Source organism: Mesorhizobium sp. B2-6-2 (assembly GCF_006440615.1).
GTDB lineage: Bacteria > Pseudomonadota > Alphaproteobacteria > Rhizobiales > Rhizobiaceae > Mesorhizobium.
In genome coordinates this window covers 745,505-771,964 of the sequence record NZ_VFUG01000001.1, presented here as the reverse complement: position 1 = coordinate 771,964, position 26,460 = coordinate 745,505, and the positions used below count along the sequence as shown (strand labels likewise).

Annotated in this window: 27 protein-coding genes; 5 read left to right on the top strand and 22 right to left on the bottom strand. The window is 63.2% G+C overall.

Annotated features, from left to right (window positions below):
- Nucleotides 1-107: 107 nt before the first annotated feature.
- Nucleotides 108-665, top strand: coding sequence for an SH3 domain-containing protein (locus FJ419_RS03830; protein WP_095765950.1), 558 nt, complete (start codon nucleotides 108-110; stop codon nucleotides 663-665).
- Here FJ419_RS03830 and FJ419_RS03825 read toward each other — a convergent pair.
- Nucleotides 655-1,041 (bottom strand): DUF4260 domain-containing protein, encoded by a 387-nt coding sequence (locus FJ419_RS03825; RefSeq protein ID WP_140687703.1) that lies wholly within the window; start codon nucleotides 1,039-1,041, stop codon nucleotides 655-657. The genes FJ419_RS03830 and FJ419_RS03825 overlap by 11 nt on opposite strands.
- A 9-nt stretch (nucleotides 1,042-1,050) precedes the next feature.
- Entirely contained in the window at nucleotides 1,051-1,482 is a 432-nt protein-coding gene (irrA, locus tag FJ419_RS03820; RefSeq protein WP_095766194.1) for an iron response transcriptional regulator IrrA, read from the bottom strand.
- Nucleotides 1,483-1,731: 249 nt separating this feature from the next.
- Here irrA and fabA point away from each other — a divergent pair, with 249 nt between their 5' ends.
- The 4 genes from fabA (at nucleotide 1,732) to FJ419_RS03800 (ending at nucleotide 6,080) form a co-directional block, all read left to right on the top strand.
- Nucleotides 1,732-2,247, top strand: a complete 516-nt coding sequence (gene fabA / locus FJ419_RS03815; RefSeq protein WP_095765952.1) for a 3-hydroxyacyl-[acyl-carrier-protein] dehydratase FabA — start codon at nucleotides 1,732-1,734, stop codon at nucleotides 2,245-2,247.
- A gap of 113 nt (nucleotides 2,248-2,360) precedes the next feature.
- The gene (fabB, locus tag FJ419_RS03810; protein ID WP_140687700.1) at nucleotides 2,361-3,581 is read left to right on the top strand and encodes a beta-ketoacyl-ACP synthase I; all 1,221 of its coding nucleotides are present in this window, start codon (nucleotides 2,361-2,363) and stop codon (nucleotides 3,579-3,581) included.
- A 30-nt stretch (nucleotides 3,582-3,611) separates the two neighbouring features.
- On the top strand, nucleotides 3,612-4,424 hold the full coding sequence (fabI, locus tag FJ419_RS03805; RefSeq protein WP_140687698.1) for an enoyl-ACP reductase FabI: 813 nt from the start codon (nucleotides 3,612-3,614) through the stop codon (nucleotides 4,422-4,424).
- Nucleotides 4,425-4,526: 102 nt separating this feature from the next.
- A complete protein-coding gene (locus FJ419_RS03800; RefSeq protein WP_140687696.1) occupies nucleotides 4,527-6,080 on the top strand; it encodes a bifunctional diguanylate cyclase/phosphodiesterase in 1,554 nt (517 codons plus the stop codon).
- Between the two features lie 87 nt (nucleotides 6,081-6,167).
- Here the strand turns inward: FJ419_RS03800 and FJ419_RS03795 are convergent, their stop codons facing one another.
- From FJ419_RS03795 to ybeY, 20 genes are all read right to left on the bottom strand, one after another.
- Nucleotides 6,168-7,307 (bottom strand): class I SAM-dependent methyltransferase, encoded by a 1,140-nt coding sequence (locus FJ419_RS03795; protein WP_140687694.1) that lies wholly within the window; start codon nucleotides 7,305-7,307, stop codon nucleotides 6,168-6,170.
- A 132-nt stretch (nucleotides 7,308-7,439) separates the two neighbouring features.
- Nucleotides 7,440-9,590: a polyribonucleotide nucleotidyltransferase gene (gene pnp, locus FJ419_RS03790; RefSeq protein ID WP_095765957.1), complete on the bottom strand. Its 2,151-nt coding sequence runs from the start codon at nucleotides 9,588-9,590 to the stop codon at nucleotides 7,440-7,442.
- A 380-nt stretch (nucleotides 9,591-9,970) separates the two neighbouring features.
- On the bottom strand, nucleotides 9,971-10,282 hold the full coding sequence (gene rpsO, locus FJ419_RS03785; protein WP_280950871.1) for a 30S ribosomal protein S15: 312 nt from the start codon (nucleotides 10,280-10,282) through the stop codon (nucleotides 9,971-9,973).
- Nucleotides 10,283-10,429: 147 nt separating this feature from the next.
- A complete protein-coding gene (gene corA / locus FJ419_RS03780; RefSeq protein WP_140629433.1) occupies nucleotides 10,430-11,524 on the bottom strand; it encodes a magnesium/cobalt transporter CorA in 1,095 nt (364 codons plus the stop codon).
- Nucleotides 11,525-11,733: 209 nt separating this feature from the next.
- Nucleotides 11,734-12,693 carry a tRNA pseudouridine(55) synthase TruB gene (gene truB, locus FJ419_RS03775; RefSeq protein ID WP_140687691.1) on the bottom strand — a complete coding sequence of 320 codons (960 nt, stop codon included), beginning with the start codon at nucleotides 12,691-12,693 and terminating at the stop codon, nucleotides 11,734-11,736.
- Nucleotides 12,694-13,110, bottom strand: a complete 417-nt coding sequence (gene rbfA, locus FJ419_RS03770; RefSeq protein ID WP_140546984.1) for a 30S ribosome-binding factor RbfA — start codon at nucleotides 13,108-13,110, stop codon at nucleotides 12,694-12,696.
- 123 nt (nucleotides 13,111-13,233) lie between these two features.
- Complete coding sequence (gene infB / locus FJ419_RS03765; RefSeq protein ID WP_140629426.1) at nucleotides 13,234-15,810, bottom strand: translation initiation factor IF-2; 2,577 nt, start codon at nucleotides 15,808-15,810, stop codon at nucleotides 13,234-13,236.
- Nucleotides 15,807-16,457: an RNA-binding protein gene (locus FJ419_RS03760; protein WP_140688137.1), complete on the bottom strand. Its 651-nt coding sequence runs from the start codon at nucleotides 16,455-16,457 to the stop codon at nucleotides 15,807-15,809. The genes infB and FJ419_RS03760 overlap by 4 nt, the downstream gene beginning before the upstream one ends.
- Nucleotides 16,458-16,489: 32 nt before the next feature.
- The gene (gene nusA, locus FJ419_RS03755; protein WP_140687689.1) at nucleotides 16,490-18,085 is read right to left on the bottom strand and encodes a transcription termination factor NusA; all 1,596 of its coding nucleotides are present in this window, start codon (nucleotides 18,083-18,085) and stop codon (nucleotides 16,490-16,492) included.
- Between the two features lie 46 nt (nucleotides 18,086-18,131).
- The gene (rimP, locus tag FJ419_RS03750; RefSeq protein ID WP_140687686.1) at nucleotides 18,132-18,767 is read right to left on the bottom strand and encodes a ribosome maturation factor RimP; all 636 of its coding nucleotides are present in this window, start codon (nucleotides 18,765-18,767) and stop codon (nucleotides 18,132-18,134) included.
- Nucleotides 18,768-18,921: 154 nt separating this feature from the next.
- Nucleotides 18,922-19,209 (bottom strand): type II toxin-antitoxin system RelE/ParE family toxin, encoded by a 288-nt coding sequence (locus FJ419_RS03745; protein ID WP_140687683.1) that lies wholly within the window; start codon nucleotides 19,207-19,209, stop codon nucleotides 18,922-18,924.
- Nucleotides 19,206-19,448 (bottom strand): CopG family ribbon-helix-helix protein, encoded by a 243-nt coding sequence (locus FJ419_RS03740; protein WP_181170589.1) that lies wholly within the window; start codon nucleotides 19,446-19,448, stop codon nucleotides 19,206-19,208. The genes FJ419_RS03745 and FJ419_RS03740 overlap by 4 nt, the downstream gene beginning before the upstream one ends.
- A 50-nt stretch (nucleotides 19,449-19,498) precedes the next feature.
- Entirely contained in the window at nucleotides 19,499-19,831 is a 333-nt protein-coding gene (locus tag FJ419_RS03735) for a DUF1778 domain-containing protein (RefSeq protein ID WP_140687681.1), read from the bottom strand.
- 70 nt (nucleotides 19,832-19,901) lie between these two features.
- Nucleotides 19,902-20,612, bottom strand: coding sequence for a tRNA (guanosine(46)-N(7))-methyltransferase TrmB (locus FJ419_RS03730; RefSeq protein WP_140687675.1), 711 nt, complete (start codon nucleotides 20,610-20,612; stop codon nucleotides 19,902-19,904).
- Nucleotides 20,609-21,874 carry a methionine adenosyltransferase gene (gene metK / locus FJ419_RS03725; RefSeq protein WP_140687670.1) on the bottom strand — a complete coding sequence of 422 codons (1,266 nt, stop codon included), beginning with the start codon at nucleotides 21,872-21,874 and terminating at the stop codon, nucleotides 20,609-20,611. The genes FJ419_RS03730 and metK overlap by 4 nt, the downstream gene beginning before the upstream one ends.
- Nucleotides 21,875-22,036: 162 nt before the next feature.
- Nucleotides 22,037-22,459, bottom strand: a complete 423-nt coding sequence (locus FJ419_RS03720) for a helix-turn-helix transcriptional regulator (RefSeq protein WP_140545192.1) — start codon at nucleotides 22,457-22,459, stop codon at nucleotides 22,037-22,039.
- Nucleotides 22,460-22,598: 139 nt separating this feature from the next.
- Nucleotides 22,599-24,185: an apolipoprotein N-acyltransferase gene (gene lnt, locus FJ419_RS03715; protein WP_140687668.1), complete on the bottom strand. Its 1,587-nt coding sequence runs from the start codon at nucleotides 24,183-24,185 to the stop codon at nucleotides 22,599-22,601.
- Between the two features lie 184 nt (nucleotides 24,186-24,369).
- Nucleotides 24,370-24,840 (bottom strand): VOC family protein, encoded by a 471-nt coding sequence (locus tag FJ419_RS03710; RefSeq protein ID WP_140687666.1) that lies wholly within the window; start codon nucleotides 24,838-24,840, stop codon nucleotides 24,370-24,372.
- 12 nt (nucleotides 24,841-24,852) lie between these two features.
- On the bottom strand, nucleotides 24,853-25,926 hold the full coding sequence (locus FJ419_RS03705) for a hemolysin family protein (protein ID WP_140687662.1): 1,074 nt from the start codon (nucleotides 25,924-25,926) through the stop codon (nucleotides 24,853-24,855).
- Between the two features lie 27 nt (nucleotides 25,927-25,953).
- Nucleotides 25,954-26,451, bottom strand: coding sequence for an rRNA maturation RNase YbeY (gene ybeY / locus FJ419_RS03700; protein WP_140687657.1), 498 nt, complete (start codon nucleotides 26,449-26,451; stop codon nucleotides 25,954-25,956).
- Nucleotides 26,452-26,460 lie beyond the last annotated feature (9 nt).

Sequence of the window (26,460 nt, the reverse complement as noted above, 5' to 3'; positions counted from 1 at the left end):
ACTTGCAGCTGGTCGCGGTATCAGCCCACTCCTGTAACAAGCGGTGCCGCCGAAGACAAAGAAAAAGGCGCGCTCATCCGCACGGACCGGCGCCGAAAGGAACGAAAGTGTCTGGTTTCGCGTCGCTTCGCCTGGCCTTCAGCGCAGCCATTCTTGGCGCCCTGCTTTGCGCACCGCAGGCATTCGCGCAAAGCGCGGCCGCGCCGGCGCAAACCATAACGCTTGGCCCGAGCGGGCTGCCGCTGCCGCGTTTCGTCAGCCTCAAGCCGGCCCGGGTCAACTCGCGCGTCGGCCCCGGCGCCAATTATTCCGTCAACTGGATGTATCTGAAGGCCGGCCTGCCGATGGAAGTCATACAGGAATTCGACACATGGCGCCGCGTGCGCGATGCCGACGGCTCGGAAGGCTGGATCAACCAGTCGCTGCTCTCCGGCCGCCGCACCGCGATCGTCGCGCCCTGGCAGCGCGGCAAGGGCGGGCGAATCAACCTGCTCGACGAGCCCGACAAGGATGCCGGTGTCATCGCCATCATCGAGCCGGGCGTGATCGGCTCGATCAAGAAATGCGACGGCCAATGGTGCGAGATGACCTTCGACGGCCACACCGGCTGGATGGCCCAGTCGCAGGTGTGGGGCGCTTATCCCGGCGAGAAGGTCAAGAACTGAGCTCGCTGGCTTTGCGGTCGCGGCCGATGCGGCCGAGATGCGTATCCTGAAAACCGGTGGGCAGCTTGAGGCCGTAGCCGAGGGCACGGTCGATGGCGATGTGCGCGATCCAGATCAGCGCCACGGCGGTGGTGATCGGGCCGGCGAGCAACGCGCCCGCAAGCAGAAGCACAAGCGGGGCAATCAGGATATGCAAGGCGTTGTAGGTGACGGCGCCGACGCTTGGCCCGGCGAGGTAGCCCAGCATCGACAGGTCCGGCGCGAGGATGAGCAGCGCAAACAGCCACCAGGAAAAGCCGGAGATTGCATAGCTAACGAGAGCCAACGCGGCGACGGTGACCCATTCAAACCGGACAATCAAATCGACGGGCCGCATCACCACGGATCAGTTGCCGCGCTTCGGGCGAAGCCTCACGACGATGTCGACATTGGCGATCTCCATGCCTTCCGGAGGCGCCGGCAGGTTGGAGACGGTCACCGGTCCGCTCTCGATATCGAAAATCCGGTTCTCGCCCTCGACGTAGAAGTGATGGTGATCGGAGGTGTTGGTGTCGAAATAGGTTTTCGAGCCTTCGACCGCCAGGATGCGCAGCAGTCCTGCCTGGGTGAACTGGTGGAGCGCGTTATAGACCGTCGCCAGCGAAACCGGCACGCCGGCGGCGATCGCCTCTTCGTGCAGTTCCTCGGCCGAAAGGTGTCGGTCGCCCTTGGCGAAAAGCAGGTCGGCCAGCGCAATGCGCTGGCGCGTCGGCCTCAGGCCGGCTTCGCGAACCCGCTTGTCCACAGCGACATTTTCCTTCCTGTAGCCCGAATCCATCTCTTCGCGTCGAAGCTTTGCTGCCCAGCCCACCGACAGGTCCAGAATGGCAAAAAGACGTCGAAAGCCAAAACCGGACACCAGCCGACATATATTCTGTAGTCCGAATGCGATCAATAGCGCGCATTGACCCGGGCAGGCGCACGGGTTAAGCGCAAACGCCGGTTTCCGGCCGCAAACAGAGTGTGTTAGGAAACCAACGAGAAGGGCGCCCTGCCGCCCGCGAAGGAACACGGGGACAGAAATTTGATGGCGGGTCAAAAGTCCAGCTACGATTACGAGGAACTGCTTGCCTGCGCCCGCGGCGACCTGTTCGGGCCAGGCAACGCCCAGCTGCCCTACCCACCGATGCTGATGTTCGACCGCATCACCGAGATCAGCGAGACCGGCGGTGCTTTCGACAAGGGCTTCATCCGCGCCGAGTTCGATATCAAGCCGGACCTGTGGTTCTTCGCCTGCCACTTCATCGGCAACCCGATCATGCCGGGCTGCCTCGGCCTCGACGCCATGTGGCAGTTGACCGGCTTCTATCTCGGCTGGCTGGGCGAACCGGGTAAAGGCATGGCGCTTTCGACCGGCGAGGTGAAGTTCAAGGGCATGGTGACGCCGTCGGTGAAGAAGGTCGAATATGGCATCGACTTCAAGCGCGTGATGCGCGGCCGCCTGGTGCTCGGCATCGCCGATGGCTGGCTCAAGGCGGATGGCGAACCCATATATGCGGCTACGGATCTGAAGGTCGGCCTGTCCAAGCAGCCGGCCGCCTGACCGTTTTCCGCCACGGCGCCCGCGTAGCCAACGGATGCCACGTCAGTTTGTTTGCGTATGATCAAGGCGAAGCCGGTTAAGTCTTCGCCCCAATACGCGGGAAGGAGTTGCGAATGAGACGGGTCGTAGTGACAGGGCTCGGCATTGTGTCGTCGATCGGCAACAATGCCAATGAGGTGCAGAGCTCGCTTTACGATGCCAAATCAGGCATCAGCTTTTCCAATTCCTTCGCCGAACACGGCTTCCGCTGCCAGGTCTGGGGCGCGCCGACGCTCGATCCCACCCCGATGATCGACCGCCGCGCCATGCGCTTCCTGAGCCAAGGCGCCGCCTGGAATCACGTCGCCATGGACCAGGCGATCGCCGATGCCGGCTTAAGCGAAGGCGACATCACCAATGAGCGGACCGGCATCGTGATGGGTTCCGGCGGGCCTTCGACCCGCACCATCGTCGAAGCGGCCGAAACCACGATCAAGAACAACAGCCCCAAGCGTATCGGCCCGTTCGCCGTGCCGAAAGCCATGTCCTCGACGGCGTCGGCCACCTTGGCCACATGGTTCAAGATCCATGGCGTCAATTATTCGATCTCGTCGGCCTGCTCGACCTCCGCGCATTGCATAGGCAATGCCTATGAGCTCATCCAGTGGGGCAAGCAGGACGTGATGTTCGCCGGCGGCCACGAGGACCTCGACTGGACCATGTCTGACCTGTTCGACGCCATGGGCGCCATGTCGTCGAAGTTCAACGACAATGCGCCGGCCGCGTCGCGCGCCTATGACGTCAACCGCGACGGGTTCGTCATCGCCGGCGGCGCCGGCGTGCTGGTGCTGGAGGAACTGGAGCACGCCAAGGCACGCGGCGCCAAGATCTACGCCGAGGTCGTCGGCTACGGCGCGACTTCCGACGGCTACGACATGGTCGCACCTTCGGGGGAAGGCGCTATCCGCTGCATGCGCCAGGCGCTTGCCACGGTGTCTTCGCCGGTCGACTACATCAACACCCACGGCACCTCGACGCCGGTCGGCGATTCCAAGGAAATGGGCGCCATCCGCGAGGTGTTCGGCGACAAGATGCCTTACATCACCTCGACCAAGTCGCTCACCGGCCATTCGCTGGGCGCGGCCGGCGTGCAGGAATCGATCTATTCGATCCTGATGATGCAGGGCGGCTTCATCGGCGAGAGCGCCCATATCGAGGAGCTCGATCCGGAATTCGAGGGCATGCCGATCGTGCGCAAGCGTATCGACGACGCCAGGATCGACACCGTCCTGTCCAACTCCTTCGGTTTCGGCGGCACCAACGCAACGCTGATTTTCCAGCGCTATTCCGCATAAGACCAGCGTTTTTCATAAGGATTGCCAGGCATGGAAGGGTTGATGAAGGGCAAGCGCGGGCTTGTCATGGGTGTTGCCAACGACCATTCGATTGCCTGGGGCATCGCCAAGAAGCTGTCGGAACATGGGGCCGAGCTCGCTTTCACCTATCAGGGCGACGCCTTCGGGCGGCGGGTCAAGCCGCTTGCCGAGAAAGTGGGAGCCTCGCTGATCGTGCCTTGCGATGTCGAGGACAGCGCCTCGGTCAGCGCGACCTTCGAGACCCTCGGCGAGGCCTGGGGCGGGCTGGATTTCGTGGTGCACGCCATCGGCTTTTCCGACAAGAACGAGCTGAAGGGCCTTTATGCCGACACCAGCCGCGACAACTTCGTGCGCACCATGGTGATCTCCTGCTATTCCTTCACCGAGATCGCCCGCAACGCCGCCGCGCTGATGGGCAATGGCGGCTCGATGATCACGCTCACCTATGCCGGCTCGGTCAGGGTGATGCCGAACTACAACGTCATGGGCGTCGCCAAGGCCGGGCTGGAAGCCAGCGTGCGCTACCTGGCCAACGACTACGGCCCGCGCGGCATCAGGGTGAACGGCATCTCGGCCGGGCCGGTGCGGACGCTGGCCGGCTCCGGCGTGTCCGATGCCCGCCACATGTTCTCCTACCAGCAGCGCAACTCGCCTTTGCGGCGCACCGTGACCATCGACGAAGTCGGCGGCTCGGCGCTTTACCTGCTCTCCGATCTGTCGTCGGGCGTCACCGGTGAAATCCACTATGTCGATTCCGGCTATCACATCGTTTCGATGCCGGCACTGGAGGAACTGAAGCAGAACGACGGCACGCGGGAATAGTCTGCGACGTCGACAGTAGCGTTCCAGTAAAATTGGATTCATCGGCGGAAACTCATTTTAAGGAGATATCCGCTATAAGGCCCCGCAATCTGGGGACAATGCATGCCTGCAGTCAGCAATCCCAAACGGACTCCGCTGTTCCGTCTGATCACCATCGCCAGCTCGGGGATGGGCAGTTTCATCCTTGGACTGTGGGGGCTGAGGTTCGGCTTCGGCGACGGCATGGCCGGCATGCCGGCCGAAACGATGGCCGGCGTCATTGCCGCGCTCTGCGCCCTTGCCGCAGGCGGAGCAGCACTCTCGTTCTTTGCCGGCGTCGATGAATCCGCAGCCTATGTCTTCAAGGAAACCCATTTCGACAAGCTGACCGGCCTTTTGTCGCGCCAGGCCATGGTCGGCAAGATAGCCGAGGCCGCCTCCGGGACGATCCGAACCGGCGAGCCGGTATTCCTGATCGACATCGATATCGACCGCTTCAAGCAGATCAATGACGCCATCGGCTACAGCCAGGGCGACGAACTGATCCGCGCTTTCACCAGCAGGCTGACGGAGAATATGCCGAAGGACGCGGTGATCGGCCGTATCGGCGCCGGCGAATTCGCGGTGCTTTTGCCGGACCGCCAGATCAGGGGCTCGATCGAGCGGCTGATCGAGAAGCTCATCAACGAGATGATGGAACCCTATCAGCTGCAGACGCATCTGCAGTCGGTCAGCCTGTCGGTCGGCATCGTGGCGATGCCAAAGGACGGCGTCGACCCGGTCCTGGTCCTGCGCCGCTCGAACCTTGCGCTGCAGAACGCGCGCGCCAGCGGCATCGGCAACTGGTCTGTCTTCCACGCCGACATGGGCCGCGTGGCGGACTATCGGCAATGGATCGAGTCGGAGCTGAAAACCGCCTTCGACCGCGGCGACTTCAGCCTTCACTACCAGCCGCAGCTCGACCTGCCGAGCGGCCGCATCGTCGGTTATGAGGCGCTGATCCGCTGGAAGCACCCGGAGCGCGGCATGATCCCGCCGATGGAATTCATTCCGATAGCCGAGGAAACCGGCATGATCAATCCGATTGGCGAGTGGGTGCTGCGCAAGGCCTGCAGCGACGCCCGGTACCTGCCGGAGGAATGCTTCGTCGCCGTCAACATCTCGCCTGTCCAGTTCATGACCAGGGATTTCATCGGCATCGTGCGGGAGGTGATGGAATCGACCGGCATCAAGCCCTCGCGGCTGGAGCTCGAGGTCACCGAGACGGCGATGATGCAGGACCGCGACCGCGCCGCAGCCATCCTGGAACAGCTTGCCGGGATGGGTATCTCCGTGGCCGTCGACGATTTCGGCACGGGCTATTCCAATTTGAGCTACCTGATCGATTTCTCCTTCGGCAAGCTGAAGATCGACCGTTCCTTCGTCAGCCGCATCGACACCGATTCCAGCTCCGGCGCGATCGTTTCGACCATTGTCGGCCTGTCACGGGCGCTGGGCGTGGGCATTATCGCCGAAGGCGTGGAGACCGAGAACCAGGCCACCCTGCTCCGAGCGGCCGGCTGCGAGGTTGTGCAGGGCTATCTGTTCGGCCGGCCGGCGCCGCTCAAGGTCGAGCTTGGCGAAGCGCGGTCCGCCTTCGGCACGCATGAGCCGGCCCGCATCGTCAGCGTGCAATAGAACAAGCATTTTTCCCGCCGCAATTGTGGACGCAAGGCTACGGCGAAGGCGCCGAATCCACCCGCTGTACGCTTTTCCTTGATTGTTTCAGCGGCGCGCCGAAAACACCTTGAACATGCCGTCGCGGGCGATCTCGGCATGGCTGGCGAAGGCCGCCGAGAGCGCCTGTTGGTAAGGAAGCTGGCGGTTGGCGACCATGAACAGGCGGCCGCCCGGTTTCAACGCCTTCGATGCGGCGCGGATCATGCCGGCACCGATCTCCGGCTCGGACGCGCGGCCGCGGTGAAAGGGTGGGTTCATGACGATCGCGTCGTAGCGCCGTTCGACCGCCTCGGTGAGCAGATCGGTCCAGAAGAAACGTGGCTCGATGGCGCCGCCGTGGACGTTCAACCTGGCTGCTTCCAGGGCCTCAAAGTCAGCTTCGTAGAGATCGAGTGCGGTGAGGCCTTGCGGGCGCTGCAGGACTTCCACCGCCAGATAACCCCAGCCGGCGCAGAAATCAGCGACATTGCCTTTGAGATCGTCAGGCAGGTTCGCGGCCAACAGTTTCGAACCGGCATCGATCCGATCGAAGGAGAACATGCCAGGCGCGGTGCGGAAACGACGGTCGACCAGCGGCCAGCCATTTTGCCAGTCATGAATGGATTTGGCGAAAGCTTCGGCCTGCGGTGTCCGCTCCAACCAGAACACGACGCCATGATGTTTCGACAGGTGCCCCGATAGCGGCACTTTCGCCGTCTGGGGATGAAACAATCTTTCGTTGGGGAGCACGTCGCGGGATCCATCGCGGCGCTCGATGATCACTCCGCCCGGTTCATGTCCAGCGATCATCGACGCCAGCTTGTCGTCGCTGCTGGCCATACGCTTTCGCAAGCTGTCGATGCCGTCGTCCTTGCTACCGGCAATGATGACCAATCCACCCGGCGCCACGCGCTCGATGGCATCAGCGACGCGCTGCTCGTTCTGGCCGCGATGACGGCCAGCAAGCACCAGCGCCATGTCGAAGCCGGAACCTTCCACGCGTGGCGTGACCGCGTAGCCGGACGCCTGCAGCGTTCGAAAATGTGGCCGAAAGCCTTGCACGAGATGCAGCGCCGCCTCGAAGCCGGCGGGCAAGCGTAAGCCGGGCTCGGCGCCGAGAAACAGGACACGGGCATGCTTTCGCGGCAGAGGCAGCGCCTCGGCCTCGAACGGGTAGAACAGCGTCTTCAGCGGCTCCGCGGCCATTCACCTGCTCCGTAGGACCCTTTGTCCGACGCAATTCCGGACGGAAACGGTTGCCGCTTTCCTGGAACTGCCCTGAAACAAAACGGGCGCGACCTCGCGGCGCGCCCGTTTTAGATTCTTCGGTCAAACCGATCAGGCGGCGTCTTCCTCGCCGTCCGACTTTTTCTTGTCCTGGACGATTTCCTTGCCGGTCGCCTGGTCGACGACCTTCATCGACAGGCGGACCTTGCCGCGCTCGTCGAAGCCCATCAATTTGACCCAAACCTTGTCGCCTTCCTTGACGACGTCGGAGGTCTTGGCGACGCGCTCATTGGCGAGCTGCGAGATGTGGACGAGACCGTCGCGCGGGCCGAAGAAGTTGACGAACGCGCCGAAGTCGGCCGTCTTGACGACGGTGCCTTCGTAGATCTCGCCGACTTCCGGCTCGGCGACGATGGTGTGGATCCACTTCTTCGCCGCCTCGATCTCCTTGGCGTTCGCCGAAGCGATCTTGACCGTGCCGTCGTCCTCGATGTTGATCTTGGCGCCGGTCTTCTCGACGATCTCGCGGATCACCTTGCCGCCGGAACCGATGACGTCGCGGATCTTGTCGGTCGGGATATGCATGACCTCGATGCGCGGCGCGAATTCGCCGAGCTCGGCGCGGGCGCCGGACAGCGCATGCGCCATCTCGCCGAGGATATGCAGGCGGCCGTCCTTGGCCTGGGCAAGCGCGATGCCCATGATCTCCTCGGTGATGCCATCGATCTTGATGTCCATCTGCAGCGAGGTGACGCCGTTGGCGGTGCCGGCGACCTTGAAGTCCATGTCGCCGAGGTGGTCCTCGTCACCGAGGATGTCGGAGAGCACCGCGAAGCGCTCGCCTTCCTTGATCAGGCCCATGGCGATGCCGGCGACCGGCTTTGCCAGCGGCACGCCGGCATCCATCAGCGCCAGCGAGGTGCCGCAGACGGTCGCCATCGACGACGAGCCGTTGGACTCGGTGATCTCCGAAACGACGCGCAGCGTGTAGGGGAACTGGTCCGCGCTCGGCAGCATCGGGCGGATGGCGCGCCAGGCGAGCTTGCCGTGCCCGATCTCGCGGCGGCCCGGCGAACCCATGCGGCCGGTCTCGCCGACGGAATAGGGCGGGAAGTTGTAGTGAAGGAGGAACTTCTCCTTATACATGCCGGTCAGCGAATCGACATACTGCTCGTCCTCGCCGGTGCCGAGCGTGGCAACGACCAGCGCCTGGGTTTCGCCGCGTGTGAACAGCGCCGAACCATGGGTGCGCGCCAGGACGCCGACTTCGGAGACGATCTTGCGGACCGTCTTCAGGTCGCGGCCGTCAATGCGCGAGCCGGTGTCGAGGATGTTCCAGCGCACGACCTTGGCCTGGAGCTCCTTGAACACCGAGCCGATCTGCTCGGACGTGTATTTGGCCTCTTCGCCTTCGGCCGGCGCAAACGCGGCCTTGACCTTCGACTTGACGGCGTCGACGGCGGCATAGCGCTTCTGCTTGTCGGTGATCTTGTAGGCCTCGCGAAGCTCGTCGCCGACGATCTTCAGCATCTCGGCTTCAAGCGCGGAGTAATCCGGCGCGGTGAAGTCGCGCGGCTCCTTGGCGGCGACCTCGGCCAGCTTGATGATCGCGTCGATCACAGGCTGGAAGCTCTTGTGGCCGAACACGACGGCACCGAGCATCAGTTCCTCGGAGAGTTCCTTGGCCTCGGATTCGACCATGAGCACGGCATCGCCGGTGCCGGCGACGACGAGGTCGAGCTTGGATTCCTGCATTTCGTCGATATGCGGGTTGAGCACATATTCGCCGTTGATGTAACCGACGCGGGCGCCGCCGATCGGGCCCATGAAGGGCACGCCGGAAAGCGTGAGCGCAGCGGAGGTGGCCACGATCGACAGGATATCGGGATCGTTCTCGAGATCATGCTGGACGACGGTGACGACGATCTGGGTGTCGTTCTTGTAGCCGTCGGCGAAAAGCGGGCGGATCGGGCGGTCGATCAGGCGGGAAACCAGCGTTTCCTTTTCGCTCGGGCGGCCCTCACGTTTGAAGTAGCCGCCCGGGATCTTGCCGGCGGCGTAGGTCTTTTCCTGGTAGTTGACGGTAAGCGGGAAGAAATCGAGGCCGGGCTTCGGTTCCTTCATCGAAACGACTGTGGCGAGAACGACGGTCTCGCCATAGGTGGCGAGCACCGCGCCGTCAGCCTGGCGCGCGATCTTGCCGGTTTCCAGGATGAGCGGACGGCCGCCCCATTCGATTTCTACTTTGTGTTGATTGAACATGTCTTGTCCTTCATATGCGGAAAGGGCCGCGCCGTCCTAACGGTCACGGGTTCTCCCTTTCCTGGCTTCCTTCGGGCAGCCACGGGCAAGACAACGGGAGGCTCGTAGGTCCGGCTCATAAGCCGAGCGAGCATCCTGCAATCCTGCCCCATGACCGTCCATGGGGCGGTTCCGAATGGCCCTCTGCGCGTCCGGAACCGTGTTTGGCCGACCGATCGGCCGGCTTTGCGCATGACGCCGGAAACCGCTGTTTCCGGAACGCGCCCTGCGCGAATGCGAATTTCAAGAGCGCGTCGCGCTCCGGCATTATCGCACCGGATCGACCGATGCGCCAATGCGCGACCGGCGGGCCCTCCGAGGAAGACCCGCCGGTCAATTCGTCAGCGACGCAGACCGAGCTTGTCGATCAGCGTCTGATAGCGCCCGTCATCCTTGCGCTTGAGGTAGTCAAGCAGGCTGCGGCGCTGGGAGACCAGAGCAAGCAGGCCACGGCGGGAATGGTTATCCTTCTTGTGGTCCTTGAAGTGCTCGGTCAGGTTCTTGATGCGCTCGGAAAGAATGGCAACCTGGACTTCCGGAGATCCGGTGTCGCCCTTGGCGGTTGCGAATTCGGTCATCAATTCCTTCTTGCGGTCGGCAGTAATCGACATCGTGCTTTTCCTTATCTGTTGGAGGAAACGGGACGCCCACAGCCGGGATGTCGTCCAGCAGGGGCCAGTGCAAGCGACGCGTCAGGGCGCGAAGCTGCGGCGCATATAGTCCAATTCCGGAATAAACACCAGCCCAAATGTCAAGCCGGCTTGTCGCAGGTCTTGCCACGAAAACAAAGGGTTCAGCGGCTATAGCCACTTCTTCCATTTGAAGAAGAAGATCAGTCCGGCGGCGACAAGCGCCATGAACAGAATTGCCACCGGATAACCGTAATAGGCTTTCAGCTCCGGCATGTTCCAGGGCGAGCTTTGCGGATCGAAATTCATCCCCCAGACGCCGACCAGGAAGGTCAGCGGCATGAAGATCACCGAGACGATCGTCAGATAAGAAATGACGTCGTTGGTGCGTGCCTGGGTCAGCGAGACATGCATCTCGATCAGGCCGGTGAGCATGTCGCGCTGGTTCTCGACCAGCTCGATCAGACGCAGCGAATGGTCGAGCGTGTCGTTGAAGAAGATCTTGGTCTCCGCCTTCACGAAGGCCACGTCGTTGCGGATCAGCGTCGCCAGCGTGTCGCGCATCGGCCACAGCACGCCTTTGAGCACGTTGGCGTCGCGCCGCAATTCATGCAGCTGCCGCATCTGGTGCTTGTGCGGCTTATTCAGCATCTCGTCCTCGATGCCGTCGACCAATTCGCTCGCCGCCTCGATCGGTGGGAAATAGCTGTCGACGATGGCATCGATCAACGCATAGCCAAGATAGTCGGCGCCGCGCGAGCGCAGGCGGTTGGGCATCGCACCCGCAATGCGCTTGCGCACCGGATCGAACGGATCGCCTTCGCGCTCCTGGAACGTGACGACGAAATTGCCGCCGAAGAACAGCGCGATCTGCTCGTAGCGATGCGAGGTGACATCGTCGATCATGCGCATGACGACGAAGGCATGATCCTCGAAGAAATCCACCTTGGGCCGCTGTCCGGTGTTGACGACGTCCTCCAGCGCCAGCGGGTGCAGGCTGAAGATGCGGCCGATCTCCTCAATCAGCGGGATATTGGCAAGTCCGGTGCAATCCAGCCAGACGACAGGCCATTTCTCGCAATGCGCGTTGAGATCGTCGATCGAGGCATTGTCGATGGTTTTGTATTTCTCGGGCGAGATCAGCGTCAGCCGGAGCTCGCTGCGCCGCGCCGCCGGATCGGCGATAAGCGTGCCTGGCGACGCCCCAACCGGCGGCCGGCGGGTTTTCAGCGGTGCCCGCTTCTTGCCTGCATCAGCCTTGGCCATGAGATATCCTCGGGACTCAGCATTCGGCCTAGATTAGAGCAATTCCAGCAAAAGTGCGCAGCGGTTTCCCGTCCGGAACTGCGTAATAACAAACACTTAAAGCGCGTCGCGCTGAGACGGATTGAGTCGACGCGCTTTAAGTCTTGTATTGATGCCTGTCGTTGTCCCAAAACCGCTGCGCACTTTGGGCGACATGCGCTAGACCGGATTCACCCGACAAAGACCCGCTTGGGCTTGAACATGCCCTGCTCGATGGCGCCGATAGCGACGAGCTTGCCGCGCGCGGTGGCGCAGGCCTCCTCGGCCTCGACCGGCGCGTCGCGGCCGCGAATGATGACGGGATTGCCGAGGCGGATCTTCGTCGCCGCGTCGTCGCTGACCGCGACCTGCGGCAGGCAGTCGAGCGCCGCCGCCGTTTCGACAAGCAGCGCATCGATGGCGCTGAAATCGATCGGAGCGTCCATTTCGCCCGATTTGTCGTCATCCTTTTCGCCAAAGCGGGCCGCTTCCAGCTCGGCGACAGTGACGAAATCATCCGGCGTGAACGGCTCGACCTCGACGCGGCGCAATTCGGCGATGTGGCCGAAGCAGCCGAGATCGCGGCCCATGTCGCGGGCCAGCGAGCGCACATAGGTGCCCTTGCCGCATTCGACCTCGAAGACGGTTCTGTCGGCACCATGCTCGACAATATCCAAACGGCCGATTTCAATTTCCCGCGCGGGTATCTCGACCGTCTCGCCTTCACGGGCAAGGTCATAGGCGCGTTCGCCGGCGATCTTGATGGCCGAGAATTGCGGCGGCGTCTGCATGATGACGCCGGTGTATTTCGGCAGCAGTGCCCTCACCGCCGGCTCGTCCGGCCGACGGTCGGAATTGTTGGTCACCGGGCCTTCGAGGTCGTCGGTCGAGCGCTCTTCGCCCCAGGCGACGGTGAAGCGGTAGACTTTGGCGCCGTCCTGCACATAGGGAACGGTCTTGGTCGCCTCGCCGAGCGCGATCGGCAGCATGCCGGAAGCCAGCGGATCGAGCGTGCCGGCATGGCCGGCCTTCTCAGCCTGAAACAGCCATTTGATCTTGGAAACCGCCTCGGTCGAGCCCATGCCGACCGGCTTGTCCAGCACCACCCAACCGGAGACCGGCCGCCCCTTCTTCTTACCGCGACGCGCCACCTATTCCTCGTCCTTGTCGTTGTTCTTGCCGTCACCGAGATCGCGCGCGACTTCGGGCGATTTCAGCAGTTCATTGATCTTCGCGAAATTGTCGAAGGAAGTGTCGAGCCTAAAACGAAACTCCGGCATGTACTTCATCTGCCTGAGCGCGCCGGAGACGCGGCCGCGGATGAATTTCGCGTGCCTGTTGAGCGCCTCGATCACAGCGCCGTCGTCGCCCGCGCCAAGCGGCGAGACGAAGGCGGTGGCGATCTTGAGGTCGGGCGACATGCGCACCTCGGACACCGAGACGACGCTGTTCTCGATCACCGGATCGATGACCTCGCCGCGCTGCAAGGTTTCGGACAGGGCGTGACGCACCTGCTCGCCGACGCGCAGCATGCGCTGGGAGGGGCCTGACGGTGTCGAACGGGGCATTTTCTCTGGTCCTGAAATCGTGAAGCACGGGATGGGACCGCGCCACATGTCTCAACATGCATGAAGGATCTGGGCGGCAGCCTTTCGGCCGCCGCCCGTTATTATTCGGCAAGTATACCCGAATTAGAGCGTTCTGGTTACCATCTCGACGCGGAAGCACTCGATGACGTCGCCGACACGCATGTCCTCGTAGTTCTGGAAGGCCATGCCGCATTCCTGGCCGCCCGGCACTTCCGCAACCTCGTCCTTGAAGCGCTTCAGCGTCTTCAGCGTGCCTTCGTGGATCACGACGTTGTCGCGGATCAGGCGAACACCCGCGCCACGCTCGACCTTGCCTTCGGTAACACGGCAGCCGGCGATCTTGCCGACCTTGGAGATGTCGAAGATCTCGAGGATCTCGGCATTGCCGATGAAGGTCTCGCGCCGCTCTGGCGAAAGCATGCCGGAAAGCGCTGCCTTCACATCATCGACGAGGTTGTAGATGATCGAGTAGTAGCGGATCTCGATGCCGGCCGCGGCCGCGGCAGCACGCGCCTGCGCATTGGCGCGGACGTTGAAGCCGATGATCGCCGCGCCGGACGTCTCGGCGAGCGAGACATCGCTTTCGGTGATGCCGCCGGCGCCGGCATGGACGATGCGCGCGCGCACCTCGTCATTGCCGAGCTTTTCAAGCGCGGCATTGATCGCCTCGATCGAACCCTGCACGTCGCCCTTGATGACCAGCGGGAATTCCTTCAATCCGCTCGTCTGCAGCTGCGACATCATCTGCTCGAGCGAGCCGCGCTGGCCGGCATGCTTGGCCACCGCCTTGTCGCGCGCCAGGCGCTGGCGGTATTCGGTGATCTCACGGGCGCGCGCCTCGTTGTTGACGACGGCGAAGCGGTCGCCCGCCTGCGGCGTGCCCTGAAGGCCAAGCACCTCGACCGGCATTGCCGGCGGCGCTTCCGGCACATGCTCGCCACGATCGTTGACGAGCGCGCGCACACGGCCCCACTCGTTGCCGGCGACGATGATGTCGCCCGGCATCAGCGTGCCGGTCTGCACCAGCACGGTGGCGACGGGACCGCGTCCCTTGTCCAGCTGCGCCTCGATGACCGCGCCTTCGGCGGTGCGGTCGGGATTGGCCTTGAGGTCGAGGACTTCGGACTGCAGCAGGATCGCTTCCAAGAGCTTGTCGAGATTGATGCCCTTGGTCGCCGAAACCTCGACGTCCAACACCTCACCGCCCATCGATTCCACGAACACTTCGTGGCGAAGCAGTTCGGTCCTCACCTTCTGCGGATCGGCATCGCGCTTGTCGATCTTGTTGATGGCCACGATGATCGGCACGCCGGCCGCCTTGGCGTGATTGATCGATTCGATCGTCTGCGGCATCACGCTGTCGTCGGCCGCCACCACCAGCACCGCGATGTCGGTAACCTGCGCGCCACGGGCGCGCATGGCCGTGAAGGCCGCGTGGCCGGGCGTGTCGATGAAGGTGATCTTCTGACCGTTCTTCTCGATCTGGTAGGCACCGATATGCTGGGTAATGCCGCCGGCCTCGCCGGAGACGACATTGGCGTTGCGGATGGCGTCGAGCAGCGAGGTCTTGCCGTGGTCGACATGGCCCATGATGGTCACGACCGGCGGACGCGACACAAGGTCTTCCGGGCGGTCAGCGATGTTGAACAGGCCTTCCTCGATGTCGGACTCGGCGACGCGGCGCACGGTGTGACCGAATTCGGAGGCGACCAGCTCGGCCGTGTCGGCGTCGATGACGTCGCCCGGCTTCAGGATCTGGCCCTGCTTCATGAAGAACTTGACCACGTCCACGGCGCGCTCGGACATGCGTTGCGCCAGTTCCTGGATGGTGATGGTTTCGGGCAGGATCACTTCGCGCATGACTTTCTCGCGCGGCTCATTGTGAAGCGCGCGTTTGAATTTTTCCTGGCGGCGACGCATCGACGACAGCGAACGGGCGCGCGCGTCGTCATCCGACAGCGCCGAGTTCAGCGTCAGCTTGCCGCGGCGGCGATCTTCCTCGCCCTTTGTCGGCTTGGCCGGCCTTGCCACTTCCGGCGTCGCAAGACGGCGCGGCGGCGCACTCGCGGCACCGGCACCGGTACGCCTCGGCTTGGCCTCCTCCTCGTCATCAGCCGTGGCGACCTCCGCCGCCAGCGGCGCGCGGCGGCGAGCCTCTTCCTCGGCGCGCCGGCGGGCCTCGGCCTCAGTCTGCAGGCGTGCCTCCTCCTCGGCCTGACGGCGCGCGGATTCGTCGCGCTCGCGCTTGCGGCGTTCCTCTTCCTCGGCGCGGCGCTTGGCGTCTTCCTGAGCGCGCTGGCGATCCTCGGCCTCGCGGGCCTTGGAGCCTTCCAGCGCCTTGCGGCGCGCTTCCATCTCGCCGCGCGAGAGCTCGTTCAGGACCATGCCGGAACGCTCAGGCGGCGGAGGCGGCGCCTTCGGCGCTTCCTGCACGACAGGGGCGGCGGCAACAGGGGCAGCGGCGGGCTTCGGCGTGAAGACGGACGCAGCCACCGGTTCCGGCTTGTCGCCGGGCAGCGAGAACTTGCGCTTCTTGGTCTCGACCACGACCGACTTGGTGCGGCCATGCGAGAAATTCTGGCGCACGGTGCCCTGCTCGAGGCCGGGGCGCTTCAGCGTCAAGGTCTTCTTCGGCGTCACGCTCAACGTCTTGTCGTCGCCCGATTTCGTATCGCTCATTCCATATCCTCTGCGGCATCATCTTCGTCAGCAACGGCCGCAAGCATTGCCAGATCGTTCGGGGTACCGCCCCGATATCGGTCGAGCGCCACTACGCGCTTCTCAACCGCCTGTCCCGCGTCCTGCGCGAGAACGGCAGCATGTATCACATTTGTACCCCCCAATGCCAAGCTCAACTCGGCTTCGGGGAAAAGTTTGTAGGCAAGGATGGCCGGTCCGCCGAGATGGACGGTTGCCCGCCGCGCCTGACTGATCTTGCGGACACCGTCGTCCGAAGCCTCGGTCGCATGCAGCACCAGAAACGCTTGCCCGTCCCGCACCGCACCTTCGACCTTGGCGGCGCCAAGGACGACGGCGCCAGCCTTGCGAGCAAGGCCAAGCATGCCCAGAGCGGATCTGGAGAGCAGCCCGTCGACCATGCCGCCGAGATCGGCCGGAACGGTCACCTGCGCCTTGAAGGCACGGGCAAACAGGTTCTTGGCCGCTGCCTTCTCGATATGTAGGCGATCGGCAGTAACCCAGCAACCGCGGCCGGGCAGATTTCTCTTGATGTCCGGAACGACGGCCGAATCCGGGCCGACGACGAAGCGGATCAGTTCATCCGCTTCGGCCTGCCTGCGCGTAACGATGCAAGTGCGATCGTTCATCTCGTCCACGGGCTTTGCGATTGGTGGTCACCTCACGCACCGACGGTTTCGTCGGCCGCTGCCTCTTCGGCAGCGAGTTCTTCCTCGGTGATCCAGCCGGCCTGCTTGCGGGCGGCGAGCACCATCTGCTCCGCCTCGGCGCGCGAGACGCCGTGGCTGGCGAGCACGCCCGGATAGACCTTGGTCTCGCCGTCCTTGCGCTCTTTCCAGCCGATCAGATCGTCGGCGGCATAGCCGGCGAAGTCCTCGACCGTCTTCACGCCGTCCTCGCCGAGCGTCACCATCATGGCGGTGGTGATGCCGGGGATGTCGCGCAGCTCGTCCTTGACGCCCAGCGCCCTGCGCTTTTCGTCGTGCTCGGCCTCGATCTTCTCCAGATATTCGCGGGCGCGGGTCTGGATTTCCGAAGCGGTGTCCTCGTCGAAGCCATCGATCGAGGAGATTTCGCCAGAGTCGACATAGGCGACTTCCTCGACGCTGGTGAAACCTTCGGAGGCAAGCACCTGGCCGACCATCTCGTCGACGTCGAGCGCTTCCATGAAGAGCGCCGAACGCTCGACGAATTCCTTCTGGCGACGCTCGCTTTCTTCCTGCTCGGTCAGGATGTCGATATCCCAGCCGGTGAGCTGCGAGGCAAGGCGCACGTTCTGGCCGCGGCGGCCGATAGCCAGCGACAATTGGTCGTCCGGCACCACCACCTCGATGCGCTCGGCGTCCTCGTCGAGCACCACCTTGGCGACCTCGGCCGGCTGCAGCGCGTTGACGATGAAGGACGCGGCCGAAGGCGACCACGGAATGATGTCGATCTTCTCGCCCTGCAATTCGCCGACCACCGCCTGGACGCGGCTGCCGCGCATGCCGACGCAGGCGCCGACCGGATCAATCGAGGAATCGCGCGAGATGACGGCGATCTTGGCGCGCGAGCCCGGATCGCGGGCGACCGACTTGATCTCGATGATGCCGTCGTAGATTTCCGGCACTTCCATGGTGAACAGCTTGGCCATGAACTGCGGATGCGTGCGCGACAGGAAGATCTGCGGGCCGCGCTGCTCGCGGCGCACGTCATAGACATAGGCCCGCACGCGGTCGCCATATTTATAGTTCTCGCGCGGGATCAGCTCGTCGCGGCGGATGATCGCCTCGCCCCGGCCGAGATCGACGATGACATTGCCGTACTCGACGCGCTTGACGGTGCCGTTGACGATCTCGCCGATGCGATCCTTGTACTCGTCATACTGGCGATCGCGCTCGGCCTCGCGCACCTTCTGCACGATGACCTGCTTGGCCGACTGGGCGGCGATGCGGCCGAAATCCATGGGCGGCAGCTGCTCAGCGATGAAGTCGCCGATCTGGGCGTCGGGGTTGCGCTCGCGCGCCGTTGAAAGCGCGATCTGCGTCGCGTAGTCCTCGACCTTCTCGACCACTTCCATCAGCCGCTGCAGCTTCATCTCACCGGTGTTCGGATTGATGTCGGCGCGGATGTTGGTTTCTTGGCCGTAACGAGAACGCGCTGCCTTCTGGATCGCATCGGCCATGGCGGCGATAACGATCTGCTTGTCGATCGACTTTTCACGCGCGACCGCGTCGGCGATCTGCAGCAGTTCAAGCCTGTTGGCGCTTACAACCATTGTCTTTCTCCCGATTTCGCGCCGGGCATACGGCCCGGCTACTCAATCAACTTTCCTGTTCGGTTTCATTTTCCTCGCCGTCGGCGGCGTCTTCCGCTTCGCCACGGCGCTTCCTGGCTTCCTTGCGCGCCCGGTTGTCCTTCGACAGGGCATCGCGGATGAGATCGTCGGTCAGCATCAGCCGGGCCTCGGCGATCGCGTCGTAAGGCACGCGCACCGTCGGCTCTTCGCCATAGGCCGCCTTGTCGCGCTCGACCAGGATGCCGTCGGCATCCGCCTCGGCGATCTTGCCCTTGAAGCGTTTGCGATCGCCGACAAGAACCGAAGTCTCCAGCTTGACCAGATGGCCGGTCCAAGCGGTGAAATCCGACTTGCGCACCAGCGGCCGGTCGATGCCCGGCGAGGAAACTTCCAAATGATATGCTTTTTCGATCGGATCATCGACATCGAGCGCCGGCGACACGGCGCGGCTGACCTCTTCGCAATCCTCGACGGTCATGGTGCCGTCCTCGCGTTCGGCCATGATCTGCAGCGTCAGCCCGTTCTGGCCAGTCAACTGCACCCGCACGAGCCGGAAGCCGATGGCCTTGAGCACCGGCTGCACGATCAGCGCAATGCGCGCATCGATACCGCTTTCGCGGATGATACGGTCGTCGGCCTCGCTTGCCGTTGCTGCAGTCATCAGATCCCTGTCGCTTTTTGCTTCCGCCGGCAGGTAACAAAAAAGAGCGGGACCGGGTGGACCCACTCTTCGTCATACCGACCAAGAATTTGAGGCTGATATAGACGATTGCCGCCGGCGTTTCAAGCCTTCAGGTACAGGCTAGCGGTGGTGTCTACAACTGGCGCGGCCATCGTTGGGCCGCATGCATCACAGTGAGTATCTCGATCTCCTCGCCGACAACACGGTAGGGAATTGTGTATGGGACATCCGCGAGGACCAGTTCTCGGGTCCCTTTCACCCGTCCGACACGCCCCATGACGGGTTGCTCGGCGAGATTGTCTGCGGAGGAAACGATACGTGCAACGACCCGCGCCGCGGCTGTTGGATTGTCCTTTTCGATGAAGGCGCCAATCTGGTCGAGACGGCGCACGGCGCGCTGGGTCCAGCGGATCCGCTTCATCGTTCGGGCTTGACGTATTTCGCTATGACGCCTGCCAAATCCTTCTCGCTTGCGAATTCTCCTCGATCGGCTTCGTCAAGGCCTGCCTCGATCTCGGCAAGCTGCCATTCTTCCCTGGCGACATAGTCTTCGATCGCTTGAGCCGCGACGTAGGAACGGGAGCGATCCACCTTTTCGGCCAGTTGGTCGAGCTTGGCTACAGTCTCATCCGGAAGCCTCACGGTGAAGGCGCTCATCATCCTGTCTCCATTCTGGTTCATTGTGAATGCGGTGGAACCAAAGTGGTTCGTCAACGCCGCATGCCGTGAGGCGGAGCGGCGACGCAGCGCTTCGTCGAATAACCAGCTTCCCAAGGCGCCGGCCGCTTTGCCAATTCCTCCATGTCCGGAACCGACGCGACCGGGACCGACAGAACCTCCATGAACTCCGCGAACCCTTCCGGGATCATGCGGACAAGACGGTTGTCCATCAGCATATCCTCGGCCGCGCGCACGGCAGCATCGCGCACGAAATCCGCGCGGGATCGGCCGCGCAGAGTGGCGGCACAATCAATCATCGCCACGTCCGCTTCCGATAGGCGGATCGAGATCGGGTATTCCTTACGTTCAACCGAGGCGACCATGACTGTCTCCTGCCCTGCAATACAGCGATCCGTTGCGCCATATGCAATACAGAAGCCCGCCCGACCATTTCTATTTTCGTATGAAGGTCAGGTAAGCGGGCCGCCGTCCTTCGCGGATGGCCTTGGCCTCGTAGCGGGTGCCGGGCCAGCCCGCATAGGGCCGGTGCCAGGCGGCAGCGTCTTCAGCCTGCCACGCGAAAGCGCCGTGTTCGCGGCAGGCAAGCAGCGTCCAGTTCACATAGCTGTCGATGTCGGATGCGAAGCGGAACCTGCCGCCGGATCTCATCACCCGGGCAAAGCGGTCGAGATTGGCGGCGCCGACAAAACGCCGCTTCCAGTGCTTCTTCTTCGGCCACGGATCGGGATAGAGCAGGTCGATGTCGTCGAGCGAGCCAGACGGCAGCCAGTCGAGCAGCCGCGTGGCGTCGTCGTCATAGACCCTGAGATTGGCAAGCGGCGCCTTGCCCAGCGCCGTCATCATCTTGGCCATGCCATTGACGAAGGGCTCGATGCCGATGAAACCGGTTGCCGGCGCTTCCGTCGCGCGATGCAGGAGATGCTCGCCGCCACCGAAACCGATTTCCAGCTGGAGCGCCGAAACCTGTGCCTTGAACAAGGTCCTGAGATCGGCCGGCGCTTGCTCCGTCAGGTCGATCCGGTATTCGCGCAGACCGCCTTCGAGGGCGATCGCCTGCTGCGGGCGTATAGTCTTGCCGTGCCGGCGACCGAAGAATCCTTCGGTCGCCCGGCTCGGCCTATCCTTTGCATCCGCTGGCGTCAGGCGGCGACGGCGTCCTTGAGCGCCTTGGCAAGATCGGTCTTTTCCCAGGAGAAGGAGCCGTCGCGACCGGCCTTGCGGCCGAAATGGCCGTAGGACGAGGTCTTTGCATAGATCGGCTTGTTGAGGTCGAGATGACGGCGGATGCCCGACGGCGACAGGTCCATCACCTTGCGCAGCGCATCCTCGAGCTTCGATTCGTCTACCTTGCCGGTGCCGTGCAGGTCGACATAGACCGACAGCGGCTGGGCGACGCCGATGGCGTAGGAGAGCTGGATGGTGCAGCGGTCGGCAAGCTTGGCCGCCACCACGTTCTTGGCAAGATAGCGCGCCGCATAGGCGGCCGAACGGTCGACCTTGGTGGTGTCCTTGCCCGAGAAGGCGCCGCCGCCGTGGGGGGCTGCGCCACCATAGGTGTCGACGATGATCTTGCGGCCGGTGAGGCCGGCATCGCCGTCAGGCCCGCCGATGACGAACTTGCCGGTCGGGTTGATGTACCAGTTGCAGTCCTCGGCGATCTTCAAGTCGCCAAGCGCCTCGCGGATATAGGGCTCGACCACCTTGCGGACCTTCTTGGAGTCCCAGTTCGCATCGAGATGCTGGGTGGAAAGCACGATCTGCGTGACTTCCGCCGCCTTGCCGTCGGCATAGCGCACGGTGACCTGGCTCTTGGCGTCCGGGCCGAGCTTGCCGGCCTCGCCGTTGCCTTCATGACGCGCCGCTGCCAGCAGTTCGAGAATCTTGTGGCTGTAATAGATCGGTGCCGGCATCAGGTCGGGCGTCTCGCGGCAGGCGTAGCCGAACATGATGCCCTGGTCGCCGGCCCCTTCCTCGCCCTGGCGGTCGGCGGCATTGTCGACGCCCTGGCCGATGTCAGGCGACTGGCCATGCAGCAGCACGTCGATCTTGGCGGTCTTCCAGTGGAAGCCGGACTGCTCGTAACCGATCTCGCGGATCGCCTTGCGGGCAACCGACTTGAACTTGGCCGGGTTGACCACAGGGTGGCCGGACGCATCCTTGAGGACGTTGCCCGCCTTGTCCTTCTTCAAAAGCGTGTCGGGGACGCGGACCTCGCCGGCGATGACGACGCGGTTGGTGGTGGCCAGCGTCTCGCAGGCAACGCGCACCTTCCACGGATCCATGCCCGTCTTCTTGGCTTCGCGATAGACCAGATCGACGATCTCGTCGGAGATACGGTCACAGACTTTGTCGGGATGGCCCTCGGAGACGGATTCCGAGGTGAAGAGATAATTCTGCCGCGTCACGGGTGTCCCCTCTTGAAAAGATCGGCAAGCTGCCGATTTTGGCGCGCCACGTGTTAGCGGTGCCGGGCGCCGCTCGTCAAGCGGCGCGACGGATCTGGCATGAATGTAGGCAAGGTCGGCTATGCCACCGGCGATGCGACATCGCCGGCGGCATCAGGTAAATCAATCTGCGTCCTCGGCGGAAAGCGCCTTCACCAGATCGATGATCCTGCGGCGCACCTTGACGTCACCGATCTTGACGAAAGCCCGGTTGAGCTGGAGCCCTTCGGGACTGCCGCAGAATTCAATGGCGAACGCCATCGAGGAGTCTTCGGCAAATCCCCTGGTGCCGCCGGCGGGCTCCTCGCCCGGAGCATCCTCGAAGAAGAAGGCGACAGGAACGCTCAGGATGGAGGCGATCGCCTGCAGGCGGCTGGCGCCAACCCTGTTCGTGCCCTTCTCGTACTTCTGGATCTGCTGAAAGGTGATGCCGAGATTTTCACCCAGCTTTTCCTGGCTCATTCCAAGCATATTGCGACGCAGCCGGATGCGGCTCCCGACATGGATGTCGATCGGATTCGGCTTCTTCTTGTTCTCTTCTGTCATTTTTTCCTCGCCGAATTTTTCCGGCTTTTTCTATTTGTTCCGCCCATATGAAGCCGGAGCCACCTGCCCCAACAGAACCCTCCAACCGACTTCGAGAAAATTTTAGGCGTTACAGTATGAGTTTCTAATGTGCCGACTGTCAATTCACCCGTAGCCGCTGCCTTACATTCAATGTGAAGGCAATCAGCGCAAACAGCAACATGATCAGCAATCCGTTAATGCGTCGCTGTTCGGCGGACAGGAGGGAGCGCCCGGAAACCGGCACATGCGCGTCGATGGCGCCGCGCGCATCGACGGCAAGCGCATCGACAATGCGCCCGCGCGAATCGACGACGGCGGATATGCCATTGTTAGCCGCGCGCAACAGAGGCATTCCATTCTCCGCTGCCCGAATCTGGGCCTGCCTGAAGTGCTGATACGGGCCTGGCGTGTCGCCGAACCATGCATCGTTGGTGACGTTGACAATCAAGTCGGCGGACACAGCGTCAGCAGCGACGAGATCGGGAAAAATCACCTCGTAGCAGATGAACGGAGCGGCACGCAGGCCGCCCAGCACGCCGATCGGATGGCGCTCGTTGCCGGCGGCGAAATTCATCGGCCCGGCAACGAGCTGGCCTATGCCCAAGCGTTCGAACAAGTCGGCGAAGGGCAGATATTCGCCGAAGGGCACCAGATGCACCTTGTCGACGGCATCGACGATCTCGCCCTTGTCGTTGATCGCCACGACGGAATTGTAATAGCGGCTGCCGGCATTGGCCGATCCGCCCTCTTCGCGCACGACACCGGCTATCAGCATCTGGCCGTCGGCCAGCATGTCGCCCAGCGCCGTCAACGCGTCCGGACGCTCGGTGAAAAGGAACGGCACCGATGTCTCCGGCCACAGGATAAGCTGCGGCTTGGCGTGGCCCTGTTCCGGCGCTTTCCCCGATATCCCCAGCAAAGTCGCGAAGATGCGGTCGCGCACCGAGGCATCCCACTTCTCGCTGAGATCGACAGCGGGCTGGACGATGCGGACATCGATCGCGCGGCTCGATTCGACCGGTGCCGCAAGCCTGACATAGCCGAAGCCGACATGGGCGGCGACGAGGATGACAAACAAGGCGAGGCCGAGCTTGAGATGGCGGCGCGCAGCGATGAGCGCCGGAAGCGAAAAGACAAAGACCGCGAGCGCATTCATGCCGATCATGCCGGTCACCGATACGCTCTGCATCAGGAGCGGCACCGGCATTGCGGCATAGCCGACGGCATTCCACGGGAAGCCGGTGAAGAGGAAATCGCGCAGCCATTCGGCAAGCCCGAAGCCGAAGGCTAACGCTGCGATACGACCAATGTCGCTGCTCCAGAACAGCCGCGCCACGACCGTGGCGAAACCATAGAAGAAGGCCAGCGCGAAGGGGATGCCGACAACGGCGAAGGGCAAGGCCCAGGCGAACGTATCGGCCTCGACCAGCAATGCCTGACCGATCCACCAGAGACCGGCCAGGAAATAGCCGAAGCCGAACCACCAGCCGGCGGCGAAGGCCGGCCTCAGGCGCCTCAACCAGCCATCCGATGCCTCGCCGGTGGCGCCGTCGAGCAGCCAGACAAGGACCGGGAACGAAACGAAGCAGGCGGCGAAGAAATCGTAAGGCGCCTGGGCAAGCACCGCCAGCGCTCCGGCGGCAAACGCCACCAGCGCCCGCCGCCACCCCCACAGCAGAATTATCCGGCCGGCAAAGCGCTGCATCAAGCTTCCCAAGTCGCGCGAATCAGGGAGCTAGAGGTTTAACAGGCTGCGCCGCCCGATCCAAACCCAGATAAGCGCAGCCCGATACACCGTCGCGCTATAGCGGGAACCAGTATCCCGCCATAGCTCTTTGCCTTAGCCGCATTTCTGCAACGCAAGGCGATTCAGCCTCGCTGAAAAATGCTCAGTTGTGCCAGCCCTCGATCCGCAGGCCGCTCAGCCGCTCGGCCTCGTCCTTCGGGACAACGCGCACGGTCTGGCTGAACGTCCAGACATGACCCTCGGGATCGCGGGCGCGGTATTGGCGCTCGCCGTAGAAATGATCCGTCGGTTCCTGAAGAATTTCCGCGCCGGCCGCACGAGCCTTTTCGCAATGAGCGTCGATATCTTGCCGCAGCCGGATATAGATGGCCTGGGTGTTCTTGCCGCCGACCGAGGCCGGGCTGGCGACATGCTCGGCCCATTCGCAATCGACGATGATGTAGCCGTCGCCGAAACGCATTTCGGCATGGACAAGCCGGCCGTCGGCGTCGCTCACCACCATGCTCGGCTCGAAGCCGAAGGCCGCCTGGAGCCAGGTCAATGCGGCGCGCGGATCCTTATAGAAAACGCCTGAGCCGAGAACGGCATGCTTGAATGGATCGTCGACGGGCATGTCTTGACAGTGTTAGGCCTGCTCGGTGCGCGCGGCGCGGCGGCGACGCTCGCCTTTCTGGCTCTGCACGATGCGAACGCGCTTGACGCGGCGCGGGTCGGCGTCGAGCACGTGGAACTCGAAACCTGGGATGGCCTGCACCACTTCGCCGCGAGCGGGGACGCGGCCGAGCGTGTTGAAGATCATGCCGCCGATGGTGTCGACATATTCGCCATGCTCGCCGGCGGCGAAATCCTCGCCGATCATCTTGGCGACCTCGTCGATCTCGGCCTTGCCGTCGACGACGAAGACGCCGTCGCCGGTCTGCGTGATCATCGGCTCGTCGTCGTCATGCTCGTCCTCGATGTCGCCGACCACCATCTCGACGATGTCCTCCAGCGAGGCGAGGCCGTCGGTGCCGCCATACTCGTCGATGACCAGCGCCATCTGCGTGCGGTTCGTCTGCATGTGCCCCATCAGGTCGGAGGCAAGCATCGAAGGCGGCACGAACAGAACCGGGCGGATCAGGCTGAGATCGCCGATGGTGCGCGCAAGGTCGACCTGGGCAAGGTCGAGCGCGGTCGACACCGGCGTCTTCGCTCTGCTGCGGCCCTTCTTGACGCGGGCGAGCTTGGTGATGTGGGCGAGCACGTCGCGGATGTGAACCATGCCGCGCGGATCGTCCAATGTCTCGGAATAGACCGGCATGCGCGAATGGCCGGACTGCTCGAACAGGCCGAGCAGATCGCCAAGCGTCGTGTTGATCTCGACCGCCTCGATGTCGGCGCGCGGCACCATGACGTCCTCGACCCGGACTTCGCGCAGGCGCAAGATGTTGTTGAGCATGGCGCGCTCGCCAGGCGAGAAGGCGCCGGCATCGGTCGCCGTTTCGGCAAGCGCGCCGGCGATCTCCTCGCGCAGGCTGGTGCCGTTGCGGTGCCGGAACAGGCCAAGCACGCGATCGAACAGGGAAGGACCGGCATGCGTCGGCTCGGCGGCCGCGCTGCCGGTCGGAATACTCGGACTCGAGCCCTCTTCCGTCTTTTCGGAAGACTTGGCAGCACTGCCGGCGTCCGGACGGGCGGCAGTTTCTGGTGTGTCGTTCATCGCCATCGGGTCAATTGAGCTTTTTTGTTACGCGTAGGGATCGGGAATGGCAAGTCTCGCAAGCGCCGCGCGCTCGATCGCTTCCATCTCCTCGGCCTCGGCGTCGGTCTCATGATCATGGCCCAAAAGATGCAGCAGGCCATGGATAACAAGATGGGTGATATGGTTCGCAACCGGCTTGTCTTCCAGTGCCGCCTCGCGAGACACCGTCTCGGAAGCCAGCACAATATCGCCCAGCATCGGCGGCAGCTTGCCGCCTTTCGGGAACGAAAAAGCCGGAAAAGACAAGACGTTGGTGGGCTTGTCCTTGCCGCGCCATTCGGCATTGAGCGCCTGGATATGGGCATCGTCGGAAAAAACGACGCTGAGCTCGGAAGCGCCGGCCGCGCCGGTCTCGGCAAAAGCAGCCGCAACGGCGCGCTCGACCAGGCGCGTCAGCTCGGCTTCCGCGGGCCAAGCGCCGGCCTCGACGAAAATATCGATGTCGACCGGGGTTCCGGCAGAGGATTTGTTGTCTGCAGCCATGCGGCCTTT

What these genes read in the sequence shown, in the direction of transcription:
- nusA (WP_140687689.1), bottom strand. Translation starts at nt 18,085, where the DNA reads ATGGTTGTAAGCGCCAACAGGCTTGAACTGCTGCAGATCGCCGACGCG.
- irrA (WP_095766194.1), bottom strand. Translation starts at nt 1,482, where the DNA reads ATGGATTCGGGCTACAGGAAGGAAAATGTCGCTGTGGACAAGCGGGTT.
- infB (WP_140629426.1), bottom strand. Translation starts at nt 15,810, where the DNA reads ATGAGCGATACGAAATCGGGCGACGACAAGACGTTGAGCGTGACGCCG.
- rimP (WP_140687686.1), bottom strand. Translation starts at nt 18,767, where the DNA reads ATGACTGCAGCAACGGCAAGCGAGGCCGACGACCGTATCATCCGCGAA.
- FJ419_RS03720 (WP_140545192.1), bottom strand. Translation starts at nt 22,459, where the DNA reads ATGACAGAAGAGAACAAGAAGAAGCCGAATCCGATCGACATCCATGTC.
- FJ419_RS03740 (WP_181170589.1), bottom strand. Translation starts at nt 19,448, where the DNA reads ATGATGAGCGCCTTCACCGTGAGGCTTCCGGATGAGACTGTAGCCAAG.
- fabI (WP_140687698.1), top strand. Translation starts at nt 3,612, where the DNA reads ATGGAAGGGTTGATGAAGGGCAAGCGCGGGCTTGTCATGGGTGTTGCC.
- FJ419_RS03825 (WP_140687703.1), bottom strand. Translation starts at nt 1,041, where the DNA reads ATGCGGCCCGTCGATTTGATTGTCCGGTTTGAATGGGTCACCGTCGCC.
- corA (WP_140629433.1), bottom strand. Translation starts at nt 11,524, where the DNA reads ATGGCCAAGGCTGATGCAGGCAAGAAGCGGGCACCGCTGAAAACCCGC.
- FJ419_RS03735 (WP_140687681.1), bottom strand. Translation starts at nt 19,831, where the DNA reads ATGGTCGCCTCGGTTGAACGTAAGGAATACCCGATCTCGATCCGCCTA.
- pnp (WP_095765957.1), bottom strand. Translation starts at nt 9,590, where the DNA reads ATGTTCAATCAACACAAAGTAGAAATCGAATGGGGCGGCCGTCCGCTC.
- fabA (WP_095765952.1), top strand. Translation starts at nt 1,732, where the DNA reads ATGGCGGGTCAAAAGTCCAGCTACGATTACGAGGAACTGCTTGCCTGC.
- FJ419_RS03800 (WP_140687696.1), top strand. Translation starts at nt 4,527, where the DNA reads ATGCCTGCAGTCAGCAATCCCAAACGGACTCCGCTGTTCCGTCTGATC.
- rbfA (WP_140546984.1), bottom strand. Translation starts at nt 13,110, where the DNA reads ATGCCCCGTTCGACACCGTCAGGCCCCTCCCAGCGCATGCTGCGCGTC.
- FJ419_RS03745 (WP_140687683.1), bottom strand. Translation starts at nt 19,209, where the DNA reads ATGAAGCGGATCCGCTGGACCCAGCGCGCCGTGCGCCGTCTCGACCAG.
- FJ419_RS03710 (WP_140687666.1), bottom strand. Translation starts at nt 24,840, where the DNA reads ATGCCCGTCGACGATCCATTCAAGCATGCCGTTCTCGGCTCAGGCGTT.
- FJ419_RS03705 (WP_140687662.1), bottom strand. Translation starts at nt 25,926, where the DNA reads ATGAACGACACACCAGAAACTGCCGCCCGTCCGGACGCCGGCAGTGCT.
- FJ419_RS03795 (WP_140687694.1), bottom strand. Translation starts at nt 7,307, where the DNA reads ATGGCCGCGGAGCCGCTGAAGACGCTGTTCTACCCGTTCGAGGCCGAG.
- FJ419_RS03760 (WP_140688137.1), bottom strand. Translation starts at nt 16,457, where the DNA reads ATGAACGATCGCACTTGCATCGTTACGCGCAGGCAGGCCGAAGCGGAT.
- fabB (WP_140687700.1), top strand. Translation starts at nt 2,361, where the DNA reads ATGAGACGGGTCGTAGTGACAGGGCTCGGCATTGTGTCGTCGATCGGC.
- ybeY (WP_140687657.1), bottom strand. Translation starts at nt 26,451, where the DNA reads ATGGCTGCAGACAACAAATCCTCTGCCGGAACCCCGGTCGACATCGAT.
- lnt (WP_140687668.1), bottom strand. Translation starts at nt 24,185, where the DNA reads ATGCAGCGCTTTGCCGGCCGGATAATTCTGCTGTGGGGGTGGCGGCGG.